Below are 20,425 nucleotides of genomic sequence, written 5' to 3' on the forward strand. Positions count from 1 at the left end.
CATCGGAACGTTCTCCAGGAAGGGTTCGGGTTCATCAGCGGCGGACCTTGACGGCGAAGAGCCCTTGCGGCCGCATCATCAGGATCAGCACGATCAGCGACAGCGTCAGCACCTTGGCCATCGAGCCGGTCATGAAGAACTCCGAGACCGATTGCGTCTGCGCAATGCCGAAGGCCGAGACCACGGTGCCCAGCAGGCTGGCCGCGCCGCCGAAAGTGACGACCAGGAAAGCGTCGACGATGTAGAGCGAGCCCGAGGTCGGCCCGGTCGAGCCGATGGTGGTGAAGGCCGCGCCCGCCACGCCGGCGATGCCGCAGCCGATCGCGAAGGTCAGGCGGTCGGTCTTCATGGTGTCGATGCCGGTAGCGTTGGCCATGGTGCGGTTGGCCACGGTGGCACGCACGCGCAGGCCCCAACGGCTCTTGTGCAGTGCGATCAGCACGCCGCCGGTCACAAGCGCGGTGAGCGCCAGCACGAACAGGCCGTTGATCGGAATGTCGAGGCCCTCGTGCGGCGTCCACGAGCCCATGAGCCACTCGGGCAGCGTGGGGCTCACTTCCTTCGGGCCGATGAAGGTGCGAAAGATCTGCTGCAGCCCCAGGCTCACGCCCCAGGTGGCGAGCAGCGTGTCGAGCGGGCGCTTGTAGAGGTGGCGGATCAGCACCCACTCCACGATCCAGCCGACGATGAAGGCGAACACGAAGGCCAGGCCGATCGCGATCGGAAAGTAGTACGGCATGAACGCCGGCGCCAGGCTTTCGGTGACGCGCGCGGCCAGGTAGATGGAATAGGCGCCGATGGTCATGAACTCGCCATGCGCCATGTTGATCACGCCCATCTGGCCGAAGATGATCGCCAGGCCCAGGCCCATCAGCAACAGCACCGCGAAAAGGCTCAGCCCCGCGAAGCCCTGCATGAGGCCGATGTTCATCATGTCCGACAGAGTCATGGCGACAGGTTCCAGGTGTTTGGGTATTGGCTCCTTCCCCCTCCGGGGGAAGGTTGGGATGGGGGCAGGCAGGGCGTGCCCATTGGCAACGCCGCTTGCCCCCACCCCTGCCCTCCCCCGGAAGGGGAGGGAGAAAGTCATCAGGGATTTATTGGTACCCCTTCGGAAACGGATCCGGCTTGATCAGCTCGCTCGACTCCGCCACCACCTTGAACGTCCCGTCCAGTTGCCCCTGCCCGATGCGCGCCTTGCTCCACAGGTGATGGTTCGCGTCCAGCTTCACGTAGCCTTCAGGCGCCGTCTTCAGCTCGATGCCCGGCGAGCCGGCCACCACCTTGTCCACGTCGAAGCTGCCGGCCTTCTCCACCGCCGCCTTCCAGAGCCACGGGCCCAGGTAGCCCGCCTGCGTCACGTCGCCGATCACCGCGTCCTTGCCGTACTTGGCCTTGAAGGCCTCCACGAACTTCTTGTTGTTCGGGTTGTCCAGCGTCTGGAAGTACTTCATCGACGAGTAGAAGCCCGCGAAGTTCTCGCCGCCCACGCCGGTCATCTCGTCTTCCGTCACGGCCAGCGTCAGCAGGAACTGCTTGTCGCCCGTGATGCCCGCGGCCTTCAGCTGCTTGTAGAAGGCCACGTTGGAGCCGCCCACCACCGCCGCGAAGATGCAGTCGGGCTTGGCCACCTTGATCTTGTTGATCAGCGAGTTGAAGTTGGTGTGGCCCAGCGGGTAGTACTCCTCGCCCTTGACCGAACCCTTCTGGAAGTTCTCGATGTGCTTGCGCGCGATCTTCATCGAGGTGCGCGGCCAGATGTAGTCGGAGCCCACGAGGAAGAAGGTCTTGGCCTTCTTCTCCTTGGCGCCCCAGTCCAGGCCCCAGATGATCTGCTGCGTGGCTTCCTGGCCGGTGTAGATCACGTTCTTGCTCTGCTCCAGGCCTTCGTAGAAGGTCGGGTAGTACAGGAGGCCGTTCTCCTTCTCGAACACCGGCAGCACGGCCTTGCGCGAGGCGCTGGTCCAGCAGCCGAAGACGGCGGCGCAGTGGTCGTTGACCAATAGCTTCTTCGACTTCTCGGCAAAGGTCGGCCAGTCGGAGGCGCCGTCTTCCTTGATGACCTTGATCTTGCGGCCGAGGATGCCGCCCATCGCGTTGATCTGGTCGATGGCGAGTTGCTCGGCCTGGATGGAGCCGGTCTCCGAAATGGCCATGGTGCCGGAGGACGAATGCAGCTGGCCCACGGTCACCTCGGTGTCGGTCACCGCAAGCTTGGTGGTATTGACCTTGGCGGTGGGGAACTGCGACTGGCCGAAGCTCAGGCCGCTCAGGCCCATCACGGGCAGCGCGGCGGCGCCTTGCAGCAATCGGCGGCGGCGCAATGCCAGGGCATCGAGGGAGGGATCGGAATCACGCGACATCAGGAAACTCCAGGCAGGTTGTTGGAAAGAAGAGCCGCGCACCATCGCAGTGCATCGGAAGGTGCCCCGAGCACCATGGCTGGTACTTTAGAAATCACCTGCGCCACCGCGAATACGTCATTCAACGTAGCGGCCAGGACGCCTCCAGCGGCCAGACTCGCAGGCCGTGCACAGGCCGGGCAGTTGCAGGGAGCGCTTCTTGCTGTGTCTGCCTGCCATGCCAACGCCGCCCTCGCCGCCAGAGCCCACCATGCCATCCGTCACCGGCCAGAAGATCTTTCGCATCCGCCGCGACTACAACGCGTGGGTTGCGAACGAAACGCTGGAGGACTACGCGCTGCGCTACACGCCGCGCAGCTTTCGCAAGTGGTCGGAGTTCCGCGTCGCCAACGCGGCCTTCGGCGCCACCTCGTTCCTGGCGCTGGAGGCCATCGGCGGCGCCATCGCGCTGAGCTACGGCTTCTCGAACGCGCTCTGGGCCATCCTGGTGGTGGGGCTCATCACCTTCCTCACCGGCCTGCCGATCTCCTACTACGCGGCCCGGCATGGCGTGGACATGGACCTGCTCACGCGCGGCGCGGGCTTCGGCTACCTGGGCTCCACCCTCACCTCGCTGATCTACGCGAGCTTCACCTTCATCTTCTTCGCGCTGGAGGCGGCCATCCTCGCGCTGGCGCTGCAGCTGTACCTCGACTGGCCGCTGCCGCTGCTCTACCTGCTGTCGTCGATCGTGATCGTGCCGCTGGTGATGCGCGGCATCACGCTGATCTCGGGCCTGCAGCTGTGGACGCAGCCGATCTGGATCGTGCTGTTCGTGTGCCCCTTCATCGCGGTGCTGGTGAAGAAGCCCGGGCTGTATGCCGACTTCACCGGCCTGGTGGGCCGCAGCTCCGACAGCAGCAGCTTCGACCCGCTGATGTTCGGCGCCGCCGCCACGGTGGCCTTCTCGCTGGTGGTGCAGATCGGCGAGCAGGTCGACTACCTGCGCTTCCTGCCCGAGAAGACCGCCGCCAACCGGGGCCGCTGGTGGGCCGCGGTGCTGGTGGCGGGCCCGGGCTGGATCGTGCCGGGCATGCTCAAGATGATGGGCGGCGCCTTCCTGGCCTTTCTGGCGCTGCAGCACGAGATTCCCGCCAGGCACGCCGTCGAGCCCACGCTGATGTACCTCACGGGCTTTTCGTACGTGCTGCGCGATCCGGCCTGGGTGCTGGCGATCACCACGCTGTTCGTGGTGGTCTCGCAGATGAAGATCAACCTCACCAACGCCTATGCGGGCTCGCTGGCGTGGTCGAACTTCTTCGCGCGGCTCACGCACAGCCACCCGGGGCGCGTGGTGTGGCTGGTGTTCAACGTGGTCATCGCGATCCTGCTGATGACGCTGGGCGTGTTCGCGGCGCTGGAGCACGTGCTGGGCTTCTACAGCAACATCGCCATTGCCTGGGTCGGCGCGCTGGTGGCTGACCTGGTCATCAACAAGCCGCTGGGCTGGAGCCCGCGCACCATCGAGTTCAAGCGCGCGCACCTGTACGACATCAATCCGGTCGGCCTGGGTGCGATGCTGGTGGCGGCCGCGCTCGCCATGCTGGCGTATTCCGGCGTGCTGGGCCAGTGGGCCCGCGCGTTCTCGCCTTTCATCGCGCTGATCACGGCGCTTCTGGTCTCGCCGCTGCTGGCCTGGCGCACGCGCGGGCGCTACTACCTGGCGCGCAGCGACATCCGGCGCTGGACGCCCGGGCAGATCGTGAAGTGCTCGGTGTGCGACAACAGCTTCGAGTCGGAAGACATGGCGCACTGCCCGGCCTACAGCGCGCCGATCTGCTCGCTGTGCTGCACGCTCGAATCGCGCTGCCACGACCGCTGCAAGACCGATTCCCGCGCGGCCGAGCAGATGAGCGGCTGGCTCCAGGCGCTGCTGCCGCCCGCGCTGTCGGGCCGGCTCAACTTTCGCGTGGCGCACTACCTGATGGTGGCCACTTCGCTGGTGGCGCTGCTGGCCACGGTGATGGGCGTGGTGTATGCGCAGGAGGCCATCGTGGGCGCCGATGCGGTGGACCCGGCCCTGCGCAGCGCCTTCCTCAAGGTGTTCGCGCTGCTGTCGCTGGTGGCGGCGGTGGCCGCCTGGTGGATCGTGCTGGGCAGCGAGAGCCGGCAGATGGCGCAGGAGGAATCGAACCGCCACAACCACCTGCTCACTGTCGAGATCGAGGCGCACCAGCGCACCGACGCCGCCCTGCAGACCGCGAAGGAAGCCGCCGAAGCCGCCAACCAGGCCAAGACCCGCTACGTGGCCGGCATGACGCACGAGCTGCGCACGCCGCTCAACAGCATCCTGGGCTACTCGCAGATCCTGCTCAAGGGCGAGGCCGTGGCGCCGCCGCGGGAAGCCGTGCAGACCATCCAGCGCAGCGGCGAGCACATGCTCGGGCTGATCGACGGCCTGCTCGACCTCGCGCGCATCGAGGCCGGACGCTTGCAGCTGGAGCCCGCTGCGCTCGCGCTGCCGGCGTTTCTGGACGAGGTGGTGCACATGGTGCGGCCGCAGGCGGAGAACAAGGGCCTTGCGTTCGTGTACACCCACAGCGGGCGGCTGCCGCCCTGGGTGCATGCTGATGCCAAGCGGCTGCGCCAGATCCTCATCAACCTGCTGGCCAACGCGGTGCGCTTCACCGACAGCGGCACGGTCACGCTGCACGTGGATGCGCGGCGCGAAGTGCTGCGCTTCGACGTGGTCGACACCGGCATCGGCGTGGCGCCGCAGGACCACCAGCGCATTTTTCTCCCGTTCGAGCGCGGCGCCGCCGGGCGCCGGCGCGGCGAGCCCGGCACGGGCCTCGGCCTCACCATCACAGGCCTGCTCACATCGCTGATGGGCGGCGAACTCGCGCTGGCCGCTACCTCGCCCGCGGGCAGCACCTTCAGCGTGCGGGTGTACCTGCGCGAAGTGGCCGACCCCGGCCCCCAGGCAGAGACACGGCGGCCGGTGTCGGGCTACATCGGCGCGCGGCGCACGCTGCTGGTGGTCGACGACCAGCCGGTGCAGCGCCAGATGCTGGCCGGCATGCTCGCACCGCTGGGCTTCGAGGTGCGCGAGGCCGCGAGCGGCACCGAATGCCTGGACAGCCTGCGCGAGAACCTGCCTTCCGCCATCCTGCTGGACCTCACCATGGACGACATGGATGGCTGGCAGACCGCGGCACTGGTGCGCGCCTCGGGCTTCGATCGCCTGCCGATCATCATCGTCTCGGCCAACATGTTCGAGAACCAGGGCGACCTGCTGCGCGCCGCGGGCTGCCAGGCCTTCGTTGGCAAGCCGGTCATCGAGTCGGAGCTGATCGCCACGCTGGAGCGCCACCTCGGGCTCGAATGGCTGGCGTCGAGCGACGCCGCAATGCCGCCCGCCGTCGACATCGCGCCACGGCCGGTGCAGCTCGCGCTCTCGGAAGACGACCGCGCCGAGCTGATGCGGCTGGTGCAGATGGGACATGTGCGCGGCCTGCACCAGGTGCTCGACCGGCTCGCCGCCGCATCCCCGCCGGCCGCGGCCACCTGCACCTGGCTGCGCGGCATGGTCAACCGTTTCGAACTCGACAAGCTCCGCAAGGCACTCGCAGAACAAGATGCAGACACTCTCGCCCCCTGAAACCGAACGCCCCGTGGTGCTGGTGGTGGACGACGCCCCCAGCAGCCTCGGCATGCTGTGCGACACCCTCGAATCCAGCGGCTACACCGTGCTCGTCGCGGCCGATGGCGAGGCTGCGCTGCAGCGCCTCGAACTGGTGGTGCCCGACGCGATCCTGCTCGACGGCCTGATGCCCGGCCTGTCGGGCTTCGAGACCTGCCGGCGCATCAAGGCCAATGCGGCGCTTGCGCACATTCCGGTGCTGTTCATGACCGGCCTCTCGGAGACGGCGCACGTGGTCGAGGGCTTCGAATGCGGCGGTGTCGACTACGTGGTGAAGCCGATCCGCGCGCAGGAGGTGCTGGCACGGCTGCACACCCACACGCGCAACGCACGCATCACGCGCATGGCGCGCGACGCGGTCGACGTGGCCGGCATGGGCGTGGTCTTCGTCGACGCGCGCGGGCGCATCGCATGGCGCTCGCCGCAGGCTGCGCTGTGGCTCCACGCACTCGATGCACCGCCGGCCGCCGGGCTGCTGCCCGCCTCGCTCGAATCCGCGCTGGCGCCTGGTGCAGCCATTGCGCTGGTCACCACGGCGGGCGCACGCATCTCGGTGCGCAACCTCGGCGCCGCGGCGCTCGGCGAGACCATGCTGCTGTTCGCGACGCAGCGCGAGGGGACCGCGGGCACGCCCTCGGCCCGGCTGGCCGAAGCGGCGCTCACACCGCGCGAGACCGAAGTGCTCTCATGGCTCGCCAAGGGCAAGACCAACCGCGACATCGGCGAGATCCTCGGCACCAGCCCGCGCACGGTCAACAAGCATCTCGAGCACATCTTCGAGAAGCTGGGCGTCGAGACGCGCGCTGCCGCCGCGGCACTGGCCAGCGGGCAACTGGCCTGATCCAGCCATCGGGCGGGCAGACAGGCTGGCCCCGTTCCTTACCTCTTCGGTGCCGGCGTTGCAGGCACCGCAGGCGTCGTCGTCGTGCTGTCGGCCTTGGAACCGGGCACTGCCGGCGTCGCGGGCGTGGCTGACATCGTGGACGACGAAGACGAAGACTGCTGCGACGGGGTGGCCGGCGTCGCAGGCGTGGCTGGCGTTGCAGGCGATGTGCTCGTGGCTGGCGTCGCGGGCGTGGCGGGTGTCGCCGGGGTGGCTGCATTGGCCGAGGCATTGGACCCGCTGGCCGCGCCGGCGCCATTGCCTCCCGCACCGGCACCTACGCCTGCGCCGGCACTGCCGCCGCCACCTCCCCCGCCCCCGCCAGCGCCCCCACCGCCGCCTCCCGAGCCGCCGCCCGCAGCCAATGCAAGCGGGGCCACGCAGGCGCCCATGAGAACCGCAACCAGGGTCGGTGCAATACGTCGTGTCAGCTTCATCGAGGTCTCCTTGTTGATGTTTCGACAAGGCCAAGCTAGACGCAGCCGGAAACCCGGCTTGTAGTCCAAAGTCTTCATGGCAGGCCGGTCCAGTCGCCGGTGCCATGCAATGGACAGCTGGGCGGGGCCTGTCTGCAAGCCCTCCGAATCAGATCGTCGGCCTCACGCGCCGTCCGGGGCCACCTGCTTGCCGCCGCGGGGCAGATGGACGGTGAAGGCCGTTCCTTCCTCCGCGGAGGAGGCCACCGTGATGGTGCCGCCGTGTCCTGTCACGATCTCACGCGCAATGTAGAGGCCGAGGCCCAGGCTCGTGGCGGGACGCTCATGCGGTGCCGATTCGCGCGTTGCAACCTGCACCAGCGGATTGAAGATCACCTGCATCGAATCGGGAGCAATCGGCCTTCCCTGGTTCCTGACGATCAGGGTCACATACGCGCCCTCGTCCCGGATCACCAGCGCGACGGGATGGGCGGGGTCTCCGTGCTGCACGGCGTTGCTCAGCAGGTTGGTGAGGACCTGGCGCATCCTGGGTGCGTCGAACATCAGGACCACGTCGGTCGGAATCTCGGCGACGAGCACCCGCTTGGGATAGGCCGCGCAGACCTCGTCGAAAGCCTCCTGGCACAGGGCGCTCAGGCTGCCTTGCTGGGGAACCACCTCGATGCCGCGGCCGAGCCGGGTGCGCGTGTACTCGAGCAGGTCGGTGACCATGTCGTTGATCGACGCGATGCTTCGCCTGGCGATCTGGAGCGTGCGCGCCCTGGGCTTGGCCTCGCCCCCCAGCTCGAGCAGATGGATGCAGGAGCTGAGCGCACTCAACGGGTTTCGCAGGTCGTGGCCCAGCACGGCCAGGAAGGTGTCCCTGGAGTTGGCCACATGGTCCGAGTAGGTGGCCATGGCTTCGGCCAGGCCCTGGTCGATGCCTTCGTTGAAGCGCACCACTTCTTCCAGGACCGTCGCATCGACCGTGCCGATGTGCCCCATCCACAAGCGAAGAACCGTGGCCCGCAGCGCGCGATATTCGGCGCCCAGCTGGGAGAGGTCGAACCCCACGCGCTGGCGCAGGCCACCGTGTTCGGCGGCAAAAGTCTCTTTCAGGAACGGCACCGCGAGCCCCTTGGACTTTGCCTCGCGCTCCTTTTCCGACTGAGCCGATTCCATTTCGCCGGCAATGGCCAGCAGGATTTCATGCGCATGGTCGCGCAGTTCGACAACGGACATGGTCTCCGCCGGCGGGATCATCGTTCGTGCGAAGGATTCCCACTCGACAAGAATGGGTTCGATGTTGTCCTTGATGAATTGGCTCAGGCGCATGCAGGGCGGAGTATGCACCCCGTGCAGGGCAGCAAGAGGCACGGCGAACAACGGCTGGACAGGCGCCGGGAAAAAGGGGTACTCGATGAAGCGTATCCTGGGGCCTCTCGAACCGGAACACATTCCATGCCTGAACAGCCTCCATCCGGGACCGATCCCCTCGATCCTCCCTTCTTCCACGAGGCCTCCGGCACGGTCCGCTTCTGGGTGCTCATCGATGGCCAGCACATGGGCGCGAGCATCAGCAGGGATGTCCTGCGCTACCGCTTCCGGCCCGGCGCGCAGGGCGACGACCCGATGGAAATCTACGCGCAGTACGCGGACCAGCTCGAAGCGGCCGTGCGCCGGCGGGCGGCGCAGGGCTCGATCGAGCCCGTGATGCTGCGCGAGTTCGATCTACCCCGCGGTTGAATCCACGCGCGCACCGCGCGTGCAGGCACCGCTGGCCAGCGTCACGCCGATCACGGCGCTGGCAATGGCGATCCGATCGATGCCCGTGGCGGGCTCGGCCAGCCACCACCATCCGCCCAATGCGGAGAAAACGGGTGCCAGCCCTCCGAATGCCGCCGCCTGCGACGCACCAAGACGCACGACCGCGGCGCCGAAGATCCACAGCCCCAGCAGGCCCGCAACCGCGCCCTGCATCAGCGCCTGCCACAGCACGTCGCGCAGCGGCGCATCGACGAGGCCCGTTCCGCCGCGCCACAGCAGCCATGGCACCAGCAGGATCGCTGACCACGCACTGACGACGGCCGCGCCCTGCCATGCGCCGAGGCCGGCGCGCCTGAACGACAGCGAGAAGCCGGCCCACAGCGCGGCCGCAAGAAGAAAGAGCAGATCGCCGCGCCAGGCGCCCGCATCGACGCCGCGGAAGCTGCCCGCTCCCAGGATGCCGATGCCCGCCGCAAGGAACAGCAACCCCGATGCGCACGCGCGGTCCGGGCGTTCGCGCCAGAACATCCAGGCCAGGCCCGCAGCAAAGAGCGGACATGCGCCCGCCATGAAGACACCCATGTGCGCCGACGGGGCGAACCTGCTGCCGCTCATCGCCACCAGTCCGAACGGCAGCCCCGCGCCAAGCACCATCCCGGTCAGCCAACGCAGCGGCACCCCGCGCGGCAGCAGCCCCACGCGCAGCCACACAGGCATGAGCACGATCGCCGGTATGCCGTAGCGCAGGATCGCCAGGTCGGCCGGCGCGATCGTGGTGGTGGTCGAGTGGCGCGTGGCCACCTGCCAGATGCCCGCGATCAGCGCCGAAGCCGCGCCGGCGGCCAGGCCGGCTGAAAGGCGCGCGTTGACCGTCATATGCTGGCTCCGTTGAATGCGAAGCCCGCAGTGTCCGGTCAATGCAGGCGGCGTGCTTCCAGATTCGTGCGCATCTGGCTCGGCGCCATGCCGAACGCGCGGCGGAAGGCCACCGTGAAGTGCGCGTGGCTTGCAAAGCCCAGGTCCGCCGCAAGCGCGCTGATGCTTCGCTCGCCTTCACGCAGGCGATCGAGCGCGAGCGTCATGCGCAGCTGGTTGCGCAGGCCATGCAGGCTCGTTCCCGTGTGCATGCGGAAACGGCGCGCCAGGTGGAATGCCGAGCAGTGGACCGCCTTGGCGATCTCGTCGAGCGTGTCGCTGCGCTCCGGTGCCGCGGCGATGTGGTCGCGGGCGCGCTCGACCGCACGGTGAATCTTCGGCGGCGCCGGCCGATCGGCCGGCCGCACGCTCTGGACCAGGCCTGCAAGATGCTCCTGCACCTCGAGCGCATCGATGGCCTGCATCGCATGGGCCTGCAGGCATCGGCGCAGCAGCAGCTGGCCGCCCAGCGGCAGGTACACCCGGCCCGCCGGCGCCAGGTCTTCGGCCAGCGTGACCACCATGCTGCGCTGGCCCGCCATCGGGTGTTTCAACTGGTAGGGCCCGTCGGGCGACAGCCACAGCGCGGCCGCGGGATCGCAGACGAAGGCGTCCGCGCCCAGCCGGCATTCGAAGCGCTGGCTCAGCGGCAGCAGCAGGCGCGGCCCCTGCACGCGATAGGGTGGGCTCCAGCCGGGCTCGGCCGTCTCCAGCGTGACCAGCTGGCAGCTGGCGGAGCCGCTTTCGAAGAGCACGCTGCGAAGGTAGGTCATGGGTGTGAAAGGCAGCAGTACCGCCCCGCCCGGATTCTGCCAGCCGGGTCGCCGCCCTGGTGTTTACCCCGAAAACGCTGAAGGCCGATTGACAGCCTCACTGCCTACGATCGAGGCAGATTCACCAGGAGACACCATGAAGCCCCAGACCTTCTCGTTCAACCGCCTGACCCGCCGCGCCAGCCTGCTGGCGGCGGCCTCCGTTCTTGCCGCGTGCGGCAGCTTCGGCAGCGCACCACCCGCGGCCGGCGACATCCACGTGATGACCTCGGGCGGCTTCACGGCCGCGTACAACGAACTGCGCCCCGGTTTCGAACGCAGCAGCGGCCGCACGGTCAAGACCGCGTATGGCGCTTCCATGGGCAATGCGGAGGATTCCATTCCGAGCCGGCTCTCGCGCAACGAGCCGGCCGACGTGGTGATCCTCGCGCGGCCCGCACTCGATTCGCTGGTGGCGCAAGGCAAGGTGGTGCCCGGCAGCCAGGTCGACCTGGTGCGCTCGTCGATCGGCTTCGCGGTGCGCAAGGGCGCGCCCAAGCCCGACATCTCGACGGTCGATGCGCTCAAGCGCACGCTGCTGGCAGCGCCTTCGATCGCCTATTCGGCCAGCGCGAGCGGCACCTACTACGAGACCGAACTGCTCAAGAAGCTCGGCATCGAGGAGCGGGTCTTGCCCAAGAGCAAGCGCATCCTCAGCGAGCGCGTGGGCACGGTGGTGGCGCGCGGCGACGCGGCGCTCGGGCTGCAGCAGGTGAGCGAGCTGCTGCCGATCGCGGGCATCGACTACATCGGGCCGCTGCCCGCGGAGGTGCAGCAGGTGACTGTGTTCTCGGCCGGCATTGCCACGGCCTCGAAGCAGCCCGATGCGGCACGCCAGCTGATCCGCTATCTCAATTCGCCCGAAGCGGCGCCGACCATCGCGAAGACCGGGCTGGAGCCGCTGACGGCGCGGCGGTGATGCGGCGGTTCGGGGCTCAGTAAACTGGCGTCCATCATCTTTCCCGGACGATGCATGCCATGAACCAAGCCGTTGCCCCTGCCCTTGTCTCCGCCTTCGCGCCCGGTGGCACGCTGCGCGCATCGATCAACCTCGGCAACCCGATCCTCGCGAACAAGGATGCGGCCACCGGCGAACCGGTGGGCGTGTCCATCGATCTCGCGCGCGAGTTCGCGCGCCGGATCGGCGTGGGCATCGAGCTCGTGGTGTTCGAGAAGGCGGCGGCATCGGTCGAGGCGGTGAAGAACGAGAAGGCCGACATCGGCTTCTTCGCCATCGACCCGGCGCGCAGCGAAGGGCTGCTGTTCACCGCGCCCTACGTGCTGATCGAGGGCAGCTACCTCGTGCGCGAGTCGTCGGAGCTCACCGACAACGCGCAGGTCGATGCCAAGGGCCATCGCATCTCGGTCGGCGCGGGCAGCGCCTACGACCTGTTCCTCACGCGCGAGATCGGGCAGGCCGGCATCGTCCGTTTCCAGGGCGCGGCCGCCGCGCAGGCGGCACTGCGTTCAGGCGAGGTCGAGGTGGCCGCCGGCATTCGCCAGCTGCTCGAAGCCGAGGCGCGGCGCGAACCGGGCGTGCGCGTGCTGCCCGGCCGCTTCATGGTGATCCAGCAGGCCATGGGCACGCCCGCGAGCCGCGGTGCGGAGGCCCAGGCGCTGCTGTCTTCCTTCGTCGAAGAGATGAAGGCGAGCGGCTTTGTTGCCGATGCGCTCAAGCGCCACCGCATCGAAGGCGCGATCGTCGCACCGGCTTCGATTGGCGCGGCGCTGTAGCGCCTGGCGCTAGCGGGGCATCACAGCTTGTAGGCTTCCACCGGCCCCTGCGAATAGAACAGGAAGTAGCCGGTCTCCGTCCTGAAGCTGTTCTTCTGCCACCCCGGCGGCACCTTGAAGATCGCGAGCTGGTCGCTCGACACACCGATGAACGCGGTGTTCCCGGTGTCGGTAGTGATCCGGTTCCAGCGCTCGCGCGTCACCGGCTGCATCTGCATCTTCGGCTCGCTCCACTCGGGGGTGCGCACCTTGTCTCGCATGATGTAGCGGCCGCCCTGCCGCTCGATCTTGACCAGCTCCCGCAGTGCGCCGTTCGTCTTCACGGCATAGACGCCGACCAGCTGCGCCTCGGGCTCGGCGCGCGGGCCGCAGCCGGCCAGCAACAGCAGCGACGACAGGCCGGCCGCAACACAGTTGAGGGTGTTTTTCATGGTCGTGCGGCCTCAGCGCTTCTGGTTCTCGCGCAGCTTCAGGCTGCCCTGGTAGCGCAGCGCGTGCGGATAGTCTTCCTTGCCGCCCGCGTCCTGCGCCATCATCTTCTGCTGGCTGGCCTCGGTCTTGGCCAGCAGCGTCGTCGGCAGGTTGAGAACGCCCTTGATCTGGTCGTACTGCCCCTGCGTGACGCGCCCCGCCGACAGCAGGCGGAACGCGTCGCGCTCGATGTTGAGCAGGAGCGGCTTGTTGTCCGCGAAGTTCTGCGCCTTGGCCAGCAGGTCGCTCCACGACTGCGTGCTGTAGTTGCTCACGTAGTAGTCCTGCCCCGTGGGCCCGGCCATCACCGCGGTGCAGCCCGAAAGCTCCAGCTGCGTGGTGCTGGTGGCCATGACGAAGGTCTTGCGCTGCTCCATCGCGTCGCCGTAGGCCAGCGTCACGGGAATGGTCCAGGTCGAGGCCGGATAGGCGTTCTGGTTCGGGAACGGCTCCTGGCTGATCGACACGTAGGTGCGGTCGCCCGCGCACTGCGCGTCCACCGTCAGCAGCGGCACGCCGGTCTGGCGGATGAAACTGTCGCCGATGTCCGCCACCTTCTTGCCGCCGCTCGCCTTCTCGAGCGAGGTCCACAGCCGCGACGGCGTGGCGTTGCCGAAGGCATAGTCCTTCAGGTAGATCTGCAGGCCCTTCTGCATCGCCTCCTCGCCGATGTAGTTCTGCACCGTCTCCAGCACGTGGCTGCCCTTGTTGTAGACGAAGATCGACGGGCTGATGAAACCGAACGAGCCCGCATCGTTGAGGTTGCGCTGCACCGGAACCGCCGTGTCCTTCAGGTCGGCCACGATCACGGTGTGCTTGTCGAGCACATAGTCGGAGAAGCTGTAGTAGTCGGGATGGAATTTGATCGTGGTGCGGCGGTCGAACCAGCGCGCGAACGATTCGTTGAGCCACACGTTGTCCCACCAGTCGAGCGTGACGAGGTCGCCGAACCACTGGTGCGCGATCTCGTGCGTCACCACCGTCACCGAATACAGCGTGGGCGTTTCGCCCGGCCTGGTCAGCACGCGGTCGGCAAACTCGAAGATCGAGCCCCAGTTCTCCATGCCGCCGAAGCCGGTGTTGGGCTTGTTGTCGTAGCTGTCGTTGGCCGCCACGGTGTCGAACTTCTTGAACGGCAGCGCAATGCCGGTGTAGTTGTAGTAGTAGTCCATCGCCACCTTGGTCCACTCCATCGCGAAGGTGGCCCAGCTGGAGCGCCCCGGCGGCGTGAACCAGCGCAGCGGCATCTCGCTGCCGTCGAGCGGGCTCTTGAAGGTGTCCGAAAGAATGTCGAACTTGCCGCCGCCGAAGAAGGCGAGGTACATCGGCATCGAAGGCGTCTTCTCGAACGACACCTGCTGGTAGCCGTCGGGCAGCTTGACGGCCGACTTCTGCGCGGCGTTCGACACCGTCTGCCAGTCGCCCGGCACCTCGGCGGAGATCTCGAAGCTGTGGCGGAAGGCCGGCTCGTCCCAGCCCGGGAACCACTGCCGCGCATAGTTGGTTTCGCCCTGCGTCACGATCGCGTCGCTGCTCACGCCCTCGGGCGTGGAAAGGCCCACCTTGAAGACGCCGGTCGCGGCCGAGCAGAACGGATTGCGGGCCATCTCCTCGGGCGGGCAGTATTCCGCGTCGGAGAACTGGATCTTGCCGTCCCATTCCATGTGCAGCAGGTACTTGCCCTTGGCGATCTGCCCGTCGTTGCGCCGCAGCTGCACGAAGTCGCCCAGGGTCTGCGGCGTGGGCACCAGCGCGATCACTTCCGAAGGATTCGACAGCTTGCGCAAGGTGGTGCGGCCGTTCGCGAACTTGAGGTTGTGCGCGGCAACCACGATCGCATCGACCGGCTTGAGCACTTCGATCTCCACGTCGCCGCGCCCCGCGAAGGTCTTCAGCGCCGCATCGGGTCTGAACCACAGCTTGTAGTTGACGGGCCAGACGGTGTCGGGCAGCTCCATGGGTTTCACCGAGCGGTCGATCGCCGCCAGGCTCGACTCCTGCGATGAAGGCGCGCCGTCCTCGGGTGCCTTGGCGGGATCCTCCGCGCTGGCCGTGAGCGACGACAATGCGCCCATGCCGGCGCCGCCAAAGGATGCGCCGCCGCCGCCGCTGTCTCCGCCGCCGCATGCTGTCAAGGCGGCAAGCATCACGGCGGAGAGGGCCAGGTGATGAACGACGGGTGTATTCAGTTTTTTCATGATCGCCTCTGGGTACTCTGGGTAAGGAACATGCGCAGCACTGCGGACGCCAGCGGATAGCAGGCGCTGCACATGGCACGCGGGATGAGATGAAAAGCCAACCGTGGAAAACGGCGGGCGGCACGGCGCCCTCCCGTCGAACACCGGGTTCGTCAGGAACGCACGCTCAAGCCGGATCGCACCGCTCGGGGTTCGGCGGCCCCAGGATGCGCGGAGTGACCGGAGCCATTTCCGTCAAGGCACGGCGATGGAAGATGTGCGGGCGCGGATGGTGGCGCGTGGAAGCGGGCTCAGTGCCCGTGCATCGATGCGGCGCCCTGCCGCGCCGAAGAAAGAATGGCCGGTGCCGGAACGGCAGCGGCAGGCCTGCAAGCGGCTCTTGTCTTTGTTTTCACGCGCATTCCCTCGTCCGTTGAAGTGCGCACAGTTGTAGCTGATCGAATCTGGCAGCTCAACGACCCGCGGAACTTTTCTCTCTCAAAATGTTCGCGCGCCATAAGCCGAATGGCGTCATGGCCCGCGCCGCAGGCCTTGCGATACGAAGATGGTTCTGCGCCCGCGGCATCGGCTCGCATGATCCGCAAGCACAGGGGCCGTTCGCTGTGACACAGCGGCCACAGTACGAAGGTTCCAGCGCGCGCCGCCGCTACGAAAGCTGTGAACCAGAGACTGCAGCCACGCGCTGCGCGCGTTCGCGCCACCACAGCAGCAGTCCGCAGGCGAACACCACCGCCTGCGTGCCGATGAGCAGCGCAAAGCCCGCGAAGAAGCCCGCCGCCGACGAAACCGCGGTGACGGCCGCGCCCGCGCCGCCATGCGACACCGCACTGATCACGCCGCCCATCAGCGCCGGCATGAAGGCCGCCACCAGGCTGCCTGCGCCGTTCGTCACGCCGAAGGCGCTGGCCGTGTGCTCGGGCCGCGAGCAATGCTGCACCGTGCTCGGAATGGCCGGGCTCTGCAGGCCCCAGAAGAAATTGGCCGCCACCAGGCAGCTCGCGGCCGCGTACGGATCGCGTGCATTGATGGCCATGAGCACCGACAGCGCCACGCCCGCGCTCGCGCCCATGAAGATGAACGGCACGCGGTCGCGCCCGAGCCTGTCGATCAGCACGCCGCCCACGAACACCGCAAGCACCGTGGCGTACTGGGGCGCCGACGCGATCCAGCCCATCTCGCGCAGCGAGAAGCCGCGCGCCTCGCGCAGGTAGGTCGGCAGCCAGTTGCTGCTGCCCCAGAGATAGGCCAGCGCCGCCGAAGTGAGCAGCGTGATGAGGAACAGGTTGCGCGTGTGCAGCGCACCCCGCACGATGCCGCCCACGCGCGCCATTGCCTCGCCAAGCGACGACGGCCTGGCGCCGCCTTCATGCCCCGCCGGCATGCGCACGAAGGCCAGCACCAGCGGAATGCCGAGTGCGATGTTGAGCACGCCCAGCACATGGAACGAGCTGTCCCACGCGAAGCGCGTGAGCAGGTAGCCCACCAGCGGATAGCCCACCGCCAGCCCCAGCCCCGTGCCCATGTTCACGAGCGCGTTGGGCTTGCCGTTCTCGTCGCTCTTGAAGTGAGCCTTGATATAGGACGACGCGAGCGAGAACAGCGGCCCCTCCGATACGCCCAGCAGCACGCGCGAGGCCAGCAGGAGGCCGTAGCTGTCGAACATGGGCGAGGCCCAGGTCACCACGCCCCAAAGGACCAGGCCGTAGACCAGGCTGCGGCGCACGCCGAACAAGGCTGAGCAGAACGGCGTGAGCACGAAGGCCGACACGCCGTAGCCCAGCATGAAGGCCGTGGCCAGGAAGCCCTGGCTCACGCGGTCGGACGCCGCCACGCCCACGTGCTCCAGGAACGCGGCATCGGTGATCAGCACCGCGATGTTGATGCGGTCCACGTAGGAGATCGCGACGATCACGAACAGCGTGACGACGCCGTACCAACGAAAGTGTCTGCTCTGCATGGCCTGTGCCTCTCCTGCGTGGGTGGTGCTGGCGCGTTGCGCGCCTAGAACATGTGCCGCATGCCGAACTCGGTACCGCTCGACGCGCGGTTCGGCGCCGTGATCGCACCCGAGAGCGCCTGCGCCGCGCCGTTCCTGTTGCTGATGCGCGCCACCGTCGCATACAGCGCCGTGCGCCTGGACAGGTTGTGCACGTAGCCGATGGCCAGCTTCGACGAGGTCGGCTGCAGTGCCGCATTGGCGGGCGCCAGCTTGTAGCGTGCATACGAGGCCTTGATCTCGCCCGGCCCGACGGGCAGGTGGAAGCCGATCAGCGCGCCCTTGGCGTCGGTGCTGCCCTTCGACTCCTTGTACAGCTCGCTCGTGAGCTTGAGATTCATGAGCGAGGGCCCGAAGGTATAGGCCGCACCCAGGTTGGTCACGCGCAGGTCGCCGAGCACATAGCGCGTGCGGCCGGTCGCGATGGCAATGTTGAGTCCGCCGTCCTGGTAGCCGAAGCGCGCGCCGGTGTGTTCGCCGTCGTGCCTGTTCGACACCCGCGCGCCCGGCAGCAGCGCGTTCGAATCGTTCTCGCCCATCGCATACATCACCTGCCCGTAGAAACCGCCGAGGCTCGCGGGCAGGAAGTAGCCGATGCTGTTCGAGGCGCGCGTGCCGGTCGGCGCGACCAGGCCGCCCAGGCCCGAGAAATAGATCTGGTTGGCGCCGATGCCGCCGCCCGTGCCGAAGGGATCGAAGATGGCCGTGTTCCAGAACGCCGGCACATAGTCGCGGCCCAGGCGCACTTCGCCGAACGGGCCCGCCAGGCTCACCGTCGAGCGGCGGTTGAAGCTCAGCACGCCCGCCATGCCGTTGCCGCTGGCCTGGTTGTTCGAGTTCGAGGGAAAGCCCGTGCCGCTGTCGTTCTGCAGGCCCATCTCGAGCCAGAAGTTGGCCGAGTACCCGCCGCCCAGGTCCTCCGTGCCGCGAAAGCCGAGGCGGCTGAACATGTTGCCGCTGTTGGTCAGCTGCGCCTTGTGGGCCGATCCGTCGCCGCTGCCGCGTGTGTAGGTGACGGCCGCGTCGACCACGCCGAAGAGCGTGAGGGAAGATTGGGCCAGCGCTGCGCCAGCCGCGCTGGCCGCAGCCAGCGCGATCAAGTACTTTTTCATTGGATTTTCGGGTTGGTTTTTCTCTGGCCTGCGGCCTCAGATGTCGAGCACCAGCCGCTCGCCCTTGCAGCGAGAGACGCAGATCATCATGGTCTTGTTGGACGCACGTTCGATCTTGGTGAGGATGCCGTCGTGGTGGTCGATCTCGCCTTCGAGCACGGCTGTCTCGCAGGCGCCGCAGACGCCCTCCTTGCAGCTGTGATCAGGGTTCAGGCCGGCATCGATCAGGCTGTCGAGGATCGACTTGCCGGGCGGCACCTCGACACTCCTGCCGCTCTTCGCGCACTCGACCACGCAGCCCTGCGAGGCGCTCGGCGCCTCCACGTGCACCGCGGCAAAGCGCTCGATGTGCGCATGGGCGTAGCCCAGCTTCTCGCAGCTCTTCTCGAAGGCATCGAGCATCGGCGTGGGGCCGCAGCAGTAGTAGTGGCTGGCGGCGCCCTTGCCGCCCAGCAGCGCGGCGAGGTCGGGCGGCGCGCCCTTTTCGTCGTCGAAGTGCCAGGTGAGCGGTACGGCGTGCTCACGCGCCAGAGCCTCGATCGCGTCGCAGAAAGCCGCCTCCTTGCGGGTGCGCGCACAGTAGACGAGTTCCACCGGCTTGGCCGCGGCCACGAGCCGCTGCAGCATGCACCAGATGGGCGTCACGCCGATGCCGCCGGCCACCAGCACCGAATGGTCCGCGCCCTCTTCGAGCTTGAAGTTGTTGCGCGGCGCCGAGATCGGCAGCGTCATGCCCACGCGCAGCTGCTGGTGCACATAGCGCGAGCCGCCGCGGCTCTTGCGGTCGTTGAGCACGCCGACCACGTAGCGCTGGCGGTCGGTCGGCGGGTTGCACAGCGAGTAGCTGCGCACCAGGCCGTTGGGCAGGTGCAGGTCGATGTGGGAGCCGGCCTCGAAAGCGGGAAAGTCCGTGTCCGGCGAAGCCGGCCGGAACTCGACGCTGATGATGCCGTCGGCCTCGTAGCGCATCGTGTGCACCAGGGCGTTCAGCGTGGGGGAAGACATGGCAAGGCTTTCTATGGATCAGGCCGTGGCCGTGGCCGCGGCCGCTTCCGCGAGCTGGGCTTGCGCGAGATTGCGCATGTGGCGGCGCAGCCGCACGATGCCCAGGTCGTGCTGGTACAGGTTCTCGTGCTGGTTGGCGTCGGGCTCCATCTCTTCGAGCATCACGCGGTCCTGCTCGAGCACGTGCCAGTGGCGCGCCTCGAGGCGGTTCTTGTAGAGGAAGCGCCAGGTGTCGCGCTGCCAGCCCGGCGGCAGCTTGCGCACGCGCCAGAAGAAGGTGGCCGTCATGCCCTTCACGATCGGCGAGAAGGCGCCGATGATGATGAAATTGCCGCCGGGGCCGCCGGTCTTCGGATACGGAATTTCCAGCCGCATCCAGTGGATGCCGGTGTCGGCCCATTCGGTCCAGTCGAAGTTGACGTTGCGCTGGCCCTCCTTCTCGAACACGAAGCCGGTGTCGGTCTGGCGGATGCCGAACTTGGCCGACGAATCGCCCTCGGCCATCGAATGCGACTGCTTGTGCAGGTAGGTGCCGTGCATCGGGTCCATCACGTTGTCGAGCACGTAGCGGTAGTCGCCCTTCCACTCGGTGTAGCAGAGAAAGCTGCTGTACTCGGCGTCATCGGTCAGCTGCTCGGGCAGCACGAGCGGCGGCGGCACGTCGACCGGCTCCTTCGAGTTGTAGAGAAACACGGCGCCCGCGCGCTCCTGCACATGGAAGTGCCGCGTGGCCTGCGAGCCTTCGAGCTTGCAGCCCGGGCTGCCGGGCACGCGCGTAACGACGCCGTCATGCCGCACTTCCACGCCGTGATACGGGCACGAGAGCCGGTCGCCCAGCACCACGCCCTGTGACAGCGGCGCGCCGCGGTGCGGGCAGCGGTCTTCCAGCGCATGCAGCACGCCTTCGCCGTCGCGCCACAGCGCGATCTTGCGGCCCAGGCGGCGCAGCGAGACGGGGTTCTCCTTGATGAAGTGGGAGGGGCAGATCGGGTACCAGAGGTCCTTCAGGCCGATCTCGAGCAGGTGGTCGACCGGGTCTGCGGCAACGGGGGTGATGGCGATGTTCATGGT

General features: G+C 67.6%; 16 protein-coding genes. 5 read left to right on the top strand and 11 right to left on the bottom strand.

Translation table 11 applies throughout. The features are described 5' to 3' along the window. Positions 1-34: 34 nt before the first annotated feature. Positions 35-949: an urea ABC transporter permease subunit UrtB gene (urtB, locus tag IB278_RS09255; protein WP_145744926.1), complete on the bottom strand. Its 915-nt coding sequence runs from the start codon at positions 947-949 to the stop codon at positions 35-37. Positions 950-1,097: 148 nt separating this feature from the next. Beyond that, entirely contained in the window at positions 1,098-2,363 is a 1,266-nt protein-coding gene (gene urtA / locus IB278_RS09260; protein ID WP_145744925.1) for an urea ABC transporter substrate-binding protein, read from the bottom strand. A gap of 250 nt (positions 2,364-2,613) precedes the next feature. On the opposite strand from urtA, the gene IB278_RS09265 reads away from it, so the two are divergent. Then, positions 2,614-6,003, top strand: a complete 3,390-nt coding sequence (locus IB278_RS09265) for an ATP-binding protein (RefSeq protein WP_192323261.1) — start codon at positions 2,614-2,616, stop codon at positions 6,001-6,003. Next, entirely contained in the window at positions 5,981-6,886 is a 906-nt protein-coding gene (locus IB278_RS09270; protein WP_145744921.1) for a response regulator transcription factor, read from the top strand. The genes IB278_RS09265 and IB278_RS09270 overlap by 23 nt, the downstream gene beginning before the upstream one ends. Positions 6,887-7,527: 641 nt before the next feature. Here the strand turns inward: IB278_RS09270 and IB278_RS09275 are convergent. Further along, positions 7,528-8,679: a sensor histidine kinase gene (locus IB278_RS09275; protein ID WP_192323262.1), complete on the bottom strand. Its 1,152-nt coding sequence runs from the start codon at positions 8,677-8,679 to the stop codon at positions 7,528-7,530. A gap of 126 nt (positions 8,680-8,805) precedes the next feature. On the opposite strand from IB278_RS09275, the gene IB278_RS09280 reads away from it, so the two are divergent. Beyond that, complete coding sequence (locus IB278_RS09280) at positions 8,806-9,090, top strand: DUF1488 family protein (RefSeq protein WP_145744915.1); 285 nt, start codon at positions 8,806-8,808, stop codon at positions 9,088-9,090. Here the strand turns inward: IB278_RS09280 and IB278_RS09285 are convergent. Both IB278_RS09285 and IB278_RS09290 read right to left on the bottom strand, forming a co-directional pair. Then, positions 9,076-9,987 (bottom strand): DMT family transporter, encoded by a 912-nt coding sequence (locus IB278_RS09285; RefSeq protein WP_192323263.1) that lies wholly within the window; start codon positions 9,985-9,987, stop codon positions 9,076-9,078. The genes IB278_RS09280 and IB278_RS09285 overlap by 15 nt on opposite strands. A 38-nt stretch (positions 9,988-10,025) precedes the next feature. Then, positions 10,026-10,799: an AraC family transcriptional regulator gene (locus IB278_RS09290; protein WP_192323264.1), complete on the bottom strand. Its 774-nt coding sequence runs from the start codon at positions 10,797-10,799 to the stop codon at positions 10,026-10,028. Positions 10,800-10,935: 136 nt separating this feature from the next. On the opposite strand from IB278_RS09290, the gene IB278_RS09295 reads away from it, so the two are divergent. Together IB278_RS09295 and IB278_RS09300 are read left to right on the top strand one after the other, a co-directional pair. After that, positions 10,936-11,757, top strand: coding sequence for a substrate-binding domain-containing protein (locus IB278_RS09295; RefSeq protein WP_192323265.1), 822 nt, complete (start codon positions 10,936-10,938; stop codon positions 11,755-11,757). A 59-nt stretch (positions 11,758-11,816) separates the two neighbouring features. Then, positions 11,817-12,572, top strand: coding sequence for a transporter substrate-binding domain-containing protein (locus IB278_RS09300; RefSeq protein ID WP_192323266.1), 756 nt, complete (start codon positions 11,817-11,819; stop codon positions 12,570-12,572). Positions 12,573-12,592: 20 nt separating this feature from the next. Here IB278_RS09300 and IB278_RS09305 read toward each other — a convergent pair whose 3' ends face one another. From IB278_RS09305 to IB278_RS09330, 6 genes are all read right to left on the bottom strand, one after another. Then, positions 12,593-13,003, bottom strand: coding sequence for a hypothetical protein (locus tag IB278_RS09305; protein WP_192323267.1), 411 nt, complete (start codon positions 13,001-13,003; stop codon positions 12,593-12,595). A gap of 12 nt (positions 13,004-13,015) precedes the next feature. Beyond that, complete coding sequence (locus IB278_RS09310) at positions 13,016-15,241, bottom strand: M1 family metallopeptidase (RefSeq protein ID WP_192323268.1); 2,226 nt, start codon at positions 15,239-15,241, stop codon at positions 13,016-13,018. A gap of 646 nt (positions 15,242-15,887) precedes the next feature. Then, positions 15,888-17,198, bottom strand: coding sequence for an MFS transporter (locus IB278_RS09315; RefSeq protein WP_145744902.1), 1,311 nt, complete (start codon positions 17,196-17,198; stop codon positions 15,888-15,890). A 44-nt stretch (positions 17,199-17,242) separates the two neighbouring features. Next, positions 17,243-18,349, bottom strand: coding sequence for a porin (locus tag IB278_RS09320; RefSeq protein WP_192323269.1), 1,107 nt, complete (start codon positions 18,347-18,349; stop codon positions 17,243-17,245). A gap of 36 nt (positions 18,350-18,385) precedes the next feature. After that, entirely contained in the window at positions 18,386-19,354 is a 969-nt protein-coding gene (locus IB278_RS09325; protein WP_145744898.1) for a PDR/VanB family oxidoreductase, read from the bottom strand. Between the two features lie 18 nt (positions 19,355-19,372). Further along, complete coding sequence (locus tag IB278_RS09330) at positions 19,373-20,422, bottom strand: aromatic ring-hydroxylating oxygenase subunit alpha (RefSeq protein WP_192323270.1); 1,050 nt, start codon at positions 20,420-20,422, stop codon at positions 19,373-19,375. Between the last annotated feature and the right edge of the window lie 3 nt (positions 20,423-20,425).

It is taken from the genome of Variovorax sp. VRV01, assembly GCF_014852545.1.
Taxonomy (GTDB): Bacteria; Pseudomonadota; Gammaproteobacteria; order Burkholderiales; family Burkholderiaceae_C; genus Variovorax; species Variovorax beijingensis_A.